Annotated in this window: 10 protein-coding genes and 1 pseudogene; 2 read left to right on the plus strand and 9 right to left on the minus strand. The window is 35.7% G+C overall.

What is annotated here, in order from left to right; translation table 11 throughout:
• Nucleotides 1–11: 11 nt before the first annotated feature.
• From AC625_RS12160 to licT, 4 genes and pseudogenes are all read right to left on the minus strand, one after another.
• A pseudogene (locus AC625_RS12160) lies at nucleotides 12–416 on the minus strand (SpoVR family protein); the annotation flags it as partial.
• Between the two features lie 777 nt (nucleotides 417–1,193).
• Nucleotides 1,194–2,621, minus strand: a complete 1,428-nt coding sequence (locus tag AC625_RS12170; RefSeq protein ID WP_049681509.1) for a 6-phospho-beta-glucosidase — start codon at nucleotides 2,619–2,621, stop codon at nucleotides 1,194–1,196.
• An 83-nt stretch (nucleotides 2,622–2,704) separates the two neighbouring features.
• Complete coding sequence (locus AC625_RS12175) at nucleotides 2,705–4,633, minus strand: beta-glucoside-specific PTS transporter subunit IIABC (protein WP_049681510.1); 1,929 nt, start codon at nucleotides 4,631–4,633, stop codon at nucleotides 2,705–2,707.
• A gap of 124 nt (nucleotides 4,634–4,757) precedes the next feature.
• The gene (licT, locus tag AC625_RS12180; protein WP_049681511.1) at nucleotides 4,758–5,600 is read right to left on the minus strand and encodes a BglG family transcription antiterminator LicT; all 843 of its coding nucleotides are present in this window, start codon (nucleotides 5,598–5,600) and stop codon (nucleotides 4,758–4,760) included.
• Between the two features lie 328 nt (nucleotides 5,601–5,928).
• Between licT and AC625_RS25135 the strand changes: the two genes are divergently transcribed.
• Both AC625_RS25135 and AC625_RS12190 read left to right on the plus strand, forming a co-directional pair.
• Nucleotides 5,929–6,174, plus strand: coding sequence for a hypothetical protein (locus AC625_RS25135; RefSeq protein WP_053178094.1), 246 nt, complete (start codon nucleotides 5,929–5,931; stop codon nucleotides 6,172–6,174).
• A 151-nt stretch (nucleotides 6,175–6,325) separates the two neighbouring features.
• Complete coding sequence (locus AC625_RS12190) at nucleotides 6,326–6,760, plus strand: DUF5698 domain-containing protein (RefSeq protein WP_049681512.1); 435 nt, start codon at nucleotides 6,326–6,328, stop codon at nucleotides 6,758–6,760.
• A gap of 475 nt (nucleotides 6,761–7,235) precedes the next feature.
• Here the strand turns inward: AC625_RS12190 and AC625_RS12195 are convergent, their stop codons facing one another.
• From AC625_RS12195 to AC625_RS12215, 5 genes are all read right to left on the minus strand, one after another.
• The gene (locus tag AC625_RS12195; RefSeq protein WP_049681513.1) at nucleotides 7,236–8,261 is read right to left on the minus strand and encodes a Gfo/Idh/MocA family protein; all 1,026 of its coding nucleotides are present in this window, start codon (nucleotides 8,259–8,261) and stop codon (nucleotides 7,236–7,238) included.
• 16 nt (nucleotides 8,262–8,277) lie between these two features.
• The gene (locus AC625_RS12200) at nucleotides 8,278–9,303 is read right to left on the minus strand and encodes a Gfo/Idh/MocA family protein (RefSeq protein WP_049681514.1); all 1,026 of its coding nucleotides are present in this window, start codon (nucleotides 9,301–9,303) and stop codon (nucleotides 8,278–8,280) included.
• Nucleotides 9,304–9,326: 23 nt separating this feature from the next.
• A complete protein-coding gene (locus tag AC625_RS12205; protein ID WP_049681515.1) occupies nucleotides 9,327–10,052 on the minus strand; it encodes a ThuA domain-containing protein in 726 nt (241 codons plus the stop codon).
• A 163-nt stretch (nucleotides 10,053–10,215) separates the two neighbouring features.
• Nucleotides 10,216–11,037, minus strand: a complete 822-nt coding sequence (locus tag AC625_RS12210) for a carbohydrate ABC transporter permease (protein WP_049681516.1) — start codon at nucleotides 11,035–11,037, stop codon at nucleotides 10,216–10,218.
• A gap of 5 nt (nucleotides 11,038–11,042) precedes the next feature.
• Nucleotides 11,043–11,915, minus strand: a complete 873-nt coding sequence (locus AC625_RS12215) for a carbohydrate ABC transporter permease (RefSeq protein WP_049681517.1) — start codon at nucleotides 11,913–11,915, stop codon at nucleotides 11,043–11,045.
• Nucleotide 11,916: the final 1 nt, after the last annotated feature.

The raw sequence follows: 11,916 nt of genomic DNA on the forward strand, positions 1-11,916 counted from the left end.
TCTTTTCTTAATAAATATTTACGATGTAGCCCTTTACCATCATATGAGAAAAGAACTTGTTTCTTCTCAACTATCGACTCCATGTGGACCCCTCTGCCCCAAAGTTGATAAATATAAGGTATCACCTTCTCCAAATACTTCAAATCCAACTCAATTCCTTCATATTCATGCTTCAAATACAACTCACCGTTTCTATTGTAATCTCCGTCATTGACTGTGAGGTACGGAAATCCACCATTTATACGCATGTTCACGAGTTGATCACGTACTTGCGTCCAATCTTTATCAATGACTTTATAGTCTTTTCCTTGTTTTCTGAATAAGTACATATCTTCCTTTGTGACCAGTTCTTTTGTTAGGTAGTTTCGTAGAAAGGAAATATCTGATTCCACCTCCCTCACTTCAAATATCTTCTGAAAATATATCTTCCTATTTTTATTAAAATAAGTTTATCATCAAACAACCGAGATCAATTTACAGACATTATCTAAAAACCGAGACGGCTTTTTCTTTAAATGTAATTTATAGAATATCTCGTCATGATTGGCTATGTAGCAGGACATCAAGCATATCAATCTCGGTTTTTGCTCCAGTATGCGATAAAAAAGTTTGATCATTTCTACGAGCTTTCCTCCATTAAAGTTTCCATTAATTGAAGAAGCAAAAAACAAATCTCTAACTCAAATTCGAAATATATATCATTTGCCAAGTTCCCTTTACCTTCATTGGTATTTCACAAAGAAAAGTTTTAAGGTCATCGTATACTTCTAAATCATCATTTACAATGTGTGAAAAACCCCCTAAATTATCTGCTAGGTGATCTTGTCTTTTACGAATAGATTCAGCGTCCTTTAGTAAGGCTTTTTTCATTTCAAAACCTGAGATTATCAGATTCTTAATTCTAAATGAATGGTCAATGGCAATTTCATGTAATCTAAGATATGTAGCCTCCACGATTGTCCGTTCATTACAGAATAGTTCATGACCGGAATCTATCCTTGACAGAAACAAATTAAAAATGATCAAACTGTATTTTAAATTCACATCCATTGAATAAAACAGAAAGAATACTAACTTAAATAGAAAATACTCTGGAGAGTATCTCATCCCCAGAGTATGTTTACACTATTATAATTCGATGTAGATTAGATAGAATCTATCTAGATAAACTTTATTTAGACCATCTACACTAGTTAATCTAAATCTTCGCCATTCGTGGAAATAACTTTTTTATACCAATAAAAGCTCTTCTTTTTACTTCTTTTTAATGTTCCATTTCCTTTATTGTCCTGGTCAACATAAATAAATCCATACCGCTTGTCCATCTCGCCAGATCCTGCACTCACTAAATCTATAGGTGCCCATGTTGTATATCCTAAAATATCTACCCCATCAACCTGAATCGCATCTTTCATCGCTTGGATGTGTTCTCTTAAATAATCAATTCTATAATCGTCTTCCACATAACCATTTTTGTCCACTTCATCCTTTGCCCCTAACCCATTTTCTACAATAAATAAAGGCTTCTCATAACGATCGTAGACATGATTTAGAGTAATTCTTAGCCCCAATGGATCGATGGGCCATCCCCATTGGCTGTACTCCAAATAAGGATTTTTGGTGGAGGCAAATAAATTTCCTTCTGCATTATCTCCCTCATCGCCATCTGTTCTTACACAGCGACTGTTATAATAAGAAAGGGAAATAAAATCTACTGTATATTTTGCGAGGAGCTCTTCATCCCCCTTCTCCATTATTGGCATCGTCCCATTACGTTCCATTTCTTTTAGAGCATAGTTTGGATATTTTCCCCTTGCTTGTACATCAACAAAGAAATAATTTTCCCGATCTAATTTTGTTGCTTCCCAAACATCATTTGGATTACAACTATAGGGATATACACTCCCTGCCGCAAACATACAACCGACTACATTATTTTCATCTATTTCATGAGCCATTTTAGTTGCCTTGGCACTTGCAATAAGTTCATGGTGTGCAGCTTGATATTTTATCTTTTCTTCATTCTCACCTTCTTTAAAATAAATTCCCGCCCCCATGAATGGCGCATGTAAAATCATATTAATCTCATTAAATGTTAACCAGTATTTAACTAAACCCTTATATCTTTTAAAAATAACCTGGCATAGTTGTACATAGAAATCAATCATTTTACGGTTACTCCAGCCACCGTATTCTTTAATCAGGTGCATAGGACAATCAAAATGAGTAATGGTTACGAGTGGCTCTATATTATATTTACGGCATTCTTTAAATAAACCTTCATAGAATTGAAGTCCCGCTTCATTTGGTTTTTCTTCATCACCTAATGGAAAGATTCTACTCCAAGCAATACTCATTCGATAAACCTTAAAGCCCATTTCAGCAAATAGTTGAATATCTTCCTTGAAATGATGATACATATCAATGCCTCTTTTAGCCGGATAATAGTAATTTTCATCAAAATCATACATTTTCAGCTTTCCTGTAATTACTAAAGATCGAGCTTCTCCTGTTGGGCATACATCAACATTCGAAAGTCCTCTCCCATTTTCGTCATATCCACCTTCACATTGATTGGCTGCGGTAGCCCCACCCCATAAAAAATCATCACTAAACTTCATCACTCATTCCTCCAGTATCGAAGTATTATTCCTATTGACCGTGTACAGAAAACTTTTTTGCCTAAATTAGGCCGTTTTTGGTATCAAAATATAACCGTAATTAAATTCGTTCCTCTATCCACGTTCCCCTCTTTATTCTCAGCAACCTCCAAATAATCTGCGGAATTCGTAATAACTATTGGAGTTACAACACTGTAACCAGCTTGTTCTATTTCTTCAATATTGAAATCTAACAACCGTTGACCCTTCCTCACCTTATCTCCTTGTTTTACATAAGCTTTAAATCCTTTACCTTCTAATTGGACTGTGTTTAAACCAACATGAATAAGAATCTGCACTCCATTCTCCGATATAATTCCAATCGCATGTAAACTAGGGAATAACGCTGTTACTTCCCCATTAACAGGGGCCACAACTACTCCTTCTACAGGTACGATTGCAACTCCACTGCCTAATACACCTGATGAAAAAGCCGCATCTTCTATATCTTTTAATTGAATCACTTCACCTTTTATTGGGCTTTCAATTATTTCTTTCTCTAATCTACTTTTCTTTTCCTCTTGGATAATCTCAATTTGAGCCTCATTCACACCTGCGTAAACAGCCTCTTTCTCTTTATAGACAATCATCGTCAATATAAATGCCGATACCATCGAAATTGCAATACCGATAACAGCGACAATTAAATTCCCCATTGCTCCATCCGGTTCAATCATTGCGGGTAATTCAAAAATACCCATTCCACCAGCCATGAACTTTCTTAAATTAAAGAATCCATAGAATCCTCCACCGATCCCACCAGCAATACAACTAATAATAAATGGTTTCTTTAAGGGTAATAGAATTCCATAAATAGCTGGTTCTGTTACTCCGAATATACTGGATAGGAAATTTGGCAAAGACATTTCCTTCATCTTCTTGTCTTTTGTTTTAAGAAAAATTGCTAGGACAACTCCCGCAGTTGCAAAAGTACAAGCAAAGAAAGGCATCATCACATTATCGTATCCCATAGTCATAATGTTATTTAGATATACAGGTATGAATCCCCAGTGCATACCAAAGATAACTAGTATTTGCCACGTAGCTCCTACGATGACGCCAGCAAACACTGGGCTGAAGTCTCTAACTGCAAATACAAATTCAGAAACAACCGTTGAGCCAAATGTTGCAAGTGGGCCAATTACAATAAATGCAACTGGTAATGCAATTAATAATGTAAGCATCGGAACGAAGAAGAATTTAAGTAAATCTGGTACAAACTTATTACATACTTTTTCGCATTTTGCAGCAAAATATACAGCTAAAATAACAGGAATAACTGTCCCTGTATAATCTATCGAAATTAAAGGTATGCCAAAGAAGTCAATGTAAATCGGCGCTTCAAACATGGAACCTTGAAATAATGTATACATTGCATCAGTACTTGAAGAAACAACACTAGCTTGTATGTTTGGGTAACACATAATGGCCCCTACAACTAAGCCTAACATCGGTTTTAAACCAAACTTTTTAGCTGAAGTATAGCCTAAAAACAATGGTAGAAAAGTAAATAAAGCATCACCGATTGCGTTAATAACCATTGAGCCACCCGAAGTTGGACTATATAATCCTATAGCAACGAACAGCGCATCTAGTCCTTTCAACATACCACATGCAGCCATAATACCTAATATTGGCTGGAATATGCCTGATATGATGTCAATTGCCTTATTTAGTAATTTTTCAGGCTTTTGCTCACCTTGTTGAGATGCATTCAGTTGATCTACGTCAATCAGTGCACTAATGTCATCATATACTTGTGGTACATGGTTTCCGATAACGACTTGGTACTGCCCACCACTTTTCATGACCATGACAACACCATCTATATTTTTTAGGATGTCATCATTTGCGATGTCCTCGTCCTTCAATTTAAACCGTAGTCGAGTCACACAATGTGTTAAGCTATTTATATTTTCTTTTCCACCTATATTTTCAATAATTTTTTTTGCTAATTCGTTGTATTTCCCCATTTTTTAATCCTCCATTTTCTCTTGTATTTATTAACAGAAATAGTGAAGGTTTGGCCAACTTAATGTTACCATCCAGCTATGTATTGCATGTTTACAGTCATCACCACCTTTAATGTTCCTTTACCTATCTACTCGACTCCCGAACTACCTTTGCTACATGAATGGTCAGATAAATTATTTCATTTGAGGTTAAATCGTATCCGTATTTCTTATGGATAAATAGTTGAATCTTCGAAACACATTTAAACTCTTTCACATACTTGTTTTTAATGATTTCAAGTAACTCTTCATCAGATTCATCACTGTATGTGCTATCCGTAATTAGCCGGGAAGCGAAAAACTTTAAATGGCTAATAAAACGATAAGAGGAAACTGATTCTTCCATAATCTCAACACCAAAATGAACTCTAACAATTGTCAGCACTTCTTGAATCAACTGCGTAATCTCTTGTACGATTGGCTGTTCTTTACCCAACTGAGCATTTACAATATGAAAAGCAATAAAACCTGCTTCATCGTCAGGTAAACGGATATGTGTTTCTTTTTCTATAATATCCAGTGCTTTCATGCCAATATTAAATTCATCTTTATAAAATCGTTTTATCTCCCAAAGAAGTGCATTTTTCACCTGAATTCCTTCACTAATTCTTTGAATTGCAGTATAGGTGTGGTCACTCAATGAAATATAAATACCTTCATTTAGTTTTTTACCTAATTTGCTTTGGGCATATTCAATAATTTTATCTGAGAGTTTCATATGCTCAATGGGTATGTTATTTAGCAGTTCTTGTAATTTAGTAGATATATCTTGATTGGCTATGCGAAAAATTTTATTTACCTTACTTTCATCAATCACATCACCTTTTGATTTTTGATAGCCTATTCCTTTTCCCATAACAATTATCTCTTCACCGTTTTTATCTTCCGTAATAACGACATTGTTATTTAGAAGCCTTTTAATTTCCATATATTTCACTCCCATCAAGGATATTTTATTGGGATCATCTATTATCCCAATATAACAAAAAAAAACCCATTCATTACAATGCATAGAAGTACCTAAAATCTTCTCTGCACACTAATGAATAGGCTTAGCTTGTATTTAAACAATTACTACCCAATTCCACTGATATACGTACATAATAGCCTACATTTAAAATATCGTCAACGCCGTTAGGGGACATATCTACAAAAGTAGTAGAAAAAAAGGCCTCTCAACAATTCAGTGAATTAATGAAAGACCTTTATATTTGGAGTGATTTTGTGGTATTTATGACCAATTAAGTGATCACATTGTGAGTTATGTATTCGGACATTCAAATAATAATCTACTAGTATTTCAAACAATAAAGCTAGCTATTACGGCATTAAAACCCGGTGAACACCCACTCATCCATAGTGAGCTAGTTCGTAGGATTGATTCAATAAATAGTTACATTGAGAAGGAAAGTTTACTTGTTCTATTCCTAAATAAGTATAATTTAAAAACGGAAAAAGGACATTATGATTTGGCTATTAGAGCATTTTCAAGAGGTGAATGAGCTTCTTGCAATGCACAAATAAGAAGTTACGTTGATTCATTATTTAATGAGTTATCTACGGATTTGAATGGAAAGTATTTGATAGCAGTAATAACGCAAGGCAAGCATTAACTCAAGAACCTAATAAGTTATTTTATCCTGAGTTCAAGGATTGGAAATATACGTTACGAATTATTTTTTTAGTAAAAGACAAAAATGGCTTGCTTCCATTTTAGGATTTATAGAATCATTAGTGTATGTATTTGGTTTAGCCATTATCTTTACAGGTGAGCAATCCATTTGGGCTACGCTTGTATATGCGATTGGTTTTTCCGTAGGAATTGCTATTGGAGGATATGTAGAGGAGAGACTTGCTATTGGGTATACCACAATTGTCGCCAATATTACGAATAGAAATGATGATTTTATCTCACCCTTACACCAAGAAGGTTTTGGTGTCAGATTATTTGTTGGAGAAGGAAAAGATAGTAAACGCTATAAGCTTGAAATCTTAACATTACGAAGTAGAGAAAAAGAATTGTTTTCTATAATACAAAAATATGTGCTCTCTGCATTTTTAATTTCTTACGAAGCAAGTAAATTTTGAACGATTCGTATAGTGATTTAGCAGATACGGTTGATGCTTTGCCTATATTTTAGAAAAAAGAACAAGGTTAGTTGTTAGGTGGTACCTCTTACTATTTAAACTACAGGTCAGTCATAGCAACTTAAGGAAAGGAAGAATTGAAGGTAAATTAATAAACCTCCTGCTAATTATTTAGCCAGAGGTTTATTATAATATATTTGTTAGATCCATCACATCTGTAAGACTTCATCTGGAGAAATCTGATTTCCATGTCAGCTAAAGGTAATGATTATTAACCTCGTGACGTGAATACTTCTAATTAATTATGTCGATTATGCTCATCTGTTAAACTCTTACCAAGTGGTCAATGTGCATTACCTGGATAACCTTCAGTTCCGATTTCAACAGCATGTAAACCCTCTGATCTTATGTTTATCAAACATCTCTTCATTTGATTGATCTGCATATAAAACAGTAAATACGCCTAGTTCTATGTTTACATACCCTCTTTACTGCTACTGTTTTCATAAATAGCATCGATAATTTGCGATACTTGCAAGGCTTCTTCAGGCTTTACAATAAGTTCATCTATTCCATGGCAGACGTCTATAAAGTTTTTTAGCTGCAGAAGTCCCGTGGCTTCTTCAACTGGAAGCCATGCTGGTTCACTGTTAAATAGCATTCCATTCTTTGATGAATAAAGTTCAAATGGAAACACACTTAGTCCCCCGTCAACACCAGATATGCTGACATGTTCTTGATCCTCTTTAATGTTAGCTGCCCATGATGTTTCAAAAAGCAGGGAAGTTCCATTTTCAAATTTGATATAGGCGGTTACATGGTCATCCACATTAAATGTTTTATGGTCAAATTCACCCCACATATTCACTTGATTCTCTGTTTTGCTTAACGCATTATATGTGCTACCGCATACTGTGACATGTTTCGGATTCCCCATTAACCAAAGAGCTAAATCAAGTAGATGACACCCATAATCAATCAAGCTACCACCACCTTGAAGTTCTTTATTGGTAAAAACACCCCATCCTGGTACCTTACGACGTCTTAATGCCTGAACTCTGGCCACAAGCGGCTTTCCGACTCCATGCATCATTTTCTTAGCTGACTGTGCTTCTTTCATAAAACGGTAGTGATACCCAATAGCTAACACCTTTTTTGCTTTCGTTGCGGCTGTAATCATTGCTTCACATTCTGCCGTAGTAAGAGCCATTGGTTTTTCACAGAACACATTAACACCTGCACCCAAAGCGGCAATTGAGATTTCAGCGTGAAACTTATTCGGTGTACAGATACACACTGCATCAACTTCAGGAAATACATCTCGGTAGTTTTCAAATACATGAGTAATTTGATGTGTTTCAGCTACTTCCTTGGCACGTTCTAAATTCACATCACTAACCGCAGTGATAATACATTGATCATTTAGTTGCAATAAAGCGGGGATATGGCGGCCTTTGGCAATACCACCTATCCCAATGATTCCTATTCGAAGCTTATTCATATGTGTCTCCTCTTATTTACACGCGGGTAATTTGTTTTGTTTCGTTAGATCTTAGAGCTGCTAATATGACTTCTAATGATTTCATGCCTTCCTCGCCATTTACCGGTGGTTCTTTTTCCTGAACAACGGATTCCACAAATTGTTCAACAATATGTGAGTTTACCTGCCCACCATTTTCATTAGACTGAATTTTACCAAGCTTATAGTTCACACTTTCTCCAGTCGCATACTGCACAACTAAGGAGTATGTCGGATCCTCTTCTAAACGAAGAATCGCTTTCTCACCGTAAATAATCGTTGAATTATCTTCCTTACTGACATAAGACCAGCTTGCTGCAAGCGTGCCGATAATACCACTCTCAGTTTTCAGTACACAAATCGCATTATCATCTACATTTGCAAAGTCCTTTGCGCTAGTCTCAATAAATGCACCCACTTCTACAAATTCTTCACCAAGCAAATAACGAAGTAAATCTGTTTTATGTACGCCTAGGTCACCCATTGCTCCAATGAATGCCTTTTCCTTTTGAAAAAACCATCCTTCTTTTCCTTCCACACTCCATCCTTCTGGTCCACCATGTCCGAAAGCCGTACGGAAGCTATAAATCTTGCCCAATTCCCCATTTTCTATCAATTGACGCGCTTTTTGGTGTGATGGAACAAAGCGCTGATTATGAGCAATCATTAATTTTTTTCCATTTTTTTCAGCCGATTCAATCATTGCCTGTGCTTCTTCCTTTGAAGTCGCTATCGGCTTTTCACATAGAACATGTACACCCGCGTTTAAAGCAATTATAGAGATGGGTGCATGAAGATAGTTTGGTGTACATACACTTACTGCGTCAACTTCACCACTTTGTAATAATTCTTCATAGTTCGTATACACTTTTGCCCCGTACTTTTCAGCCACTTCTTGTGCACGCTCCTCAACAACGTCACAAACCGCAATAATCTGTACATTTTGATTCATTGCATACTCCGGTAAATGACGATGCTGAGCAATACTGCCACATCCAATTACGCCAACTTTTAATTTCCCCATCATTACTTCCCCCTTGGATTAAATTAGTTGTTCAATGAAAGCTTTTCTAACGGTTGTGAATTTCCATAAACCGGACGATTACTCTTTATGGGCTGTGCCCATTTCACGGCATTCACAATAACTCGTTGGATATCTTTGTTATGGTATGTCGGATAGGTTTCATGTCCAGGTCGGAAATAGAACACTTTACCATTTCCACGATTATATGCGCAGCCGCTTCGGAACACTTCTCCTCCTTCAAACCAGCTTGTAAAAATAAGCTCATCTGGGACTGGTATGTCAAAATGTTCTCCGTACATCTCTTCTTTGGCTAATTCAATATACTCTCCAATTCCTTCAACAATCGGATGGCTTGGTGCTACTACCCAGAGACGTTCTTTCTCACCAGCCTCCCTCCATTTTAAATCACAACTTGTCCCCATTAATGATTTGAAAATTTTAGAGAAATGCCCAGAATGAAGCACAATTAGTCCCATTCCATCCAAAACACGTTGGTGTACTTTATGGACCACTTCATCCTTCACTTCCCCGTGTGCAAGGTGCCCCCACCAAATTAGCACATCGGTATTGTTTAAAATCTCATCTGTTAAACCGTTTTCTGGCTCATCCAAGGTAGCCGTTCCTGCCTCAAATCCTGCTTCTGTTAGAAATTCCGCAATTGTACCATGAATTCCATTTGGATATATATCTCCTACAACTGGATTTTTTTTCTCATGACGATTTTCATTCCATACTGTTACTTTTATCATGTTTAGCACCTAGCTTTCTTCAAATATATTAATATACTGATATTCAATTAAAATTTAACCGGTTCCACCACTAAAAATGCTATTTCTTTCACCTTAATGATTCTTTTACCATTTTTATATGATACAAAATGTGTGATTTCCTATCATATACTCTACTTCGTTATTAACCTTTTACTGAGGCACCAGCTATTCCTTCGATAAAACGTTTTTGGAATATAATATAAACGATTATGACTGGAATTATTGAAATAGCTGTAGCTGCAAATAAACCACCATAATCGGTTGAATATTGGCCGTTAAACATCGCTAAGCCCACTGCTATTAGTTGTTTTGAATCAGTATTAATCACCAAATATGGCCAGAGATAATCTTCCCACACCCATAAAAACTGAAATATAGCTACACTTGATATTGCGTTTCGCGACATAGGGAATATAATACGGTGAAAAATATAAAACTCTGATGCCCCATCAATTCTGGCCGCCTCAATGACTTCATCAGGTATTGACATAATATTTTGTCGTAATACATATATCCCAAATCCACTAACAAGCGAAGGAATGATTAAAGCTGCATAACTATCCATCCATCCGAATTTTTCCATCATGTCATATTTAGGGATAATCGTTACTGCCCAAGGAATCATCATTGTTCCTAAGATTAAACCAAATAATTGGTCTCTCCCTTTAAATTTATATTTTGCTAATACAAATCCAATGATTGAGCTTGTATAGATGACACAAGCCGTAATAACCGTTGCAATGATTAATGTGTTCAAAAACATCGTCATAAACTGGAAGTTTTCTTGCACTTTTATATAATTCGAAAAATTAAAGTGCTCGGGCCAAAAGCTCCCACCTATTTTGACTATCTCACTATTGGTTTTAAAAGATGAGACCAACATCCATACAAAAGGAAATACCGTAATAATCAAAAAAAATACAAGAAGTAGATTAAAGGATGTTACTTTCACTTTTTGCAGCATTCTAGTTAGTTCCTTTCCTTGGTCAATTTAAATGAAATAAGGGTTAATAATCCAATAAAGAAAAATAATACGATTGACATGGCTGAAGCTGTTCCAAAGTTATAATTCTGAAATGCCTCATCAAATATCAAATAAGATATCGTATAGGTTGATGTTCCTGGTCCCCCCTCAGTCATAACCAATATCTGAATATAAGATTGCAAATAAGTAATCAGGGATGTGACAGCTACAAGCATTGTTGTTGGTTTTAGCAATGGCCAAGTAATGTACTTAAACTTTTCCCAACCACTTGCGCCATCAATATCGGCCGCTTCAAAACAGTCATCTGGCAATGACATTAAGCCACCTAAGTAGATTATTGTTGCATACCCAAAATCTTTCCAGATTGTCATTAGCATGACGGAACCTAGGGCTGTGTCCTTATTTTTTAACCAGTTAATATCTAAACCAAAAATATCATTAATTAAACCAAATTGAGGATTATAAAGCCAAACCCATACAAATGAAACAGCAACAAGTGGGGTGATTGTTGGCATGTAATAAACCGTTCGGAATGTAGTTTTAAATCTTGCTAGCTTCGAAAATAGGGCAAGGGCTAAAAGTAAACCAATTAGAACTCTAAAAACAATCACGACAATTGAAAAAATCATTGTATTCGACATCGAAGTCCAAAACAGTTTATCCTTTAGGATTTCTGTATAGTTGCGGATACCGTTAAAATCAAATGTACCATTCATTGGATTCCAGTTATAGAAGCTTCCTACTAAGGCCATTCCAATTGGATAAATCAGAAATACTGCAAAATAGATAAGCAATAAGGTGACAACTATATTCTTTAAAGTGAAAATACTGTTATTCCTACGTCCGACGTTTTCCATA

Origin of the sequence: Peribacillus loiseleuriae, assembly GCF_001183985.1 — a bacterium.
Lineage (GTDB): Bacteria > Bacillota > Bacilli > Bacillales > DSM-1321 > Peribacillus > Peribacillus loiseleuriae.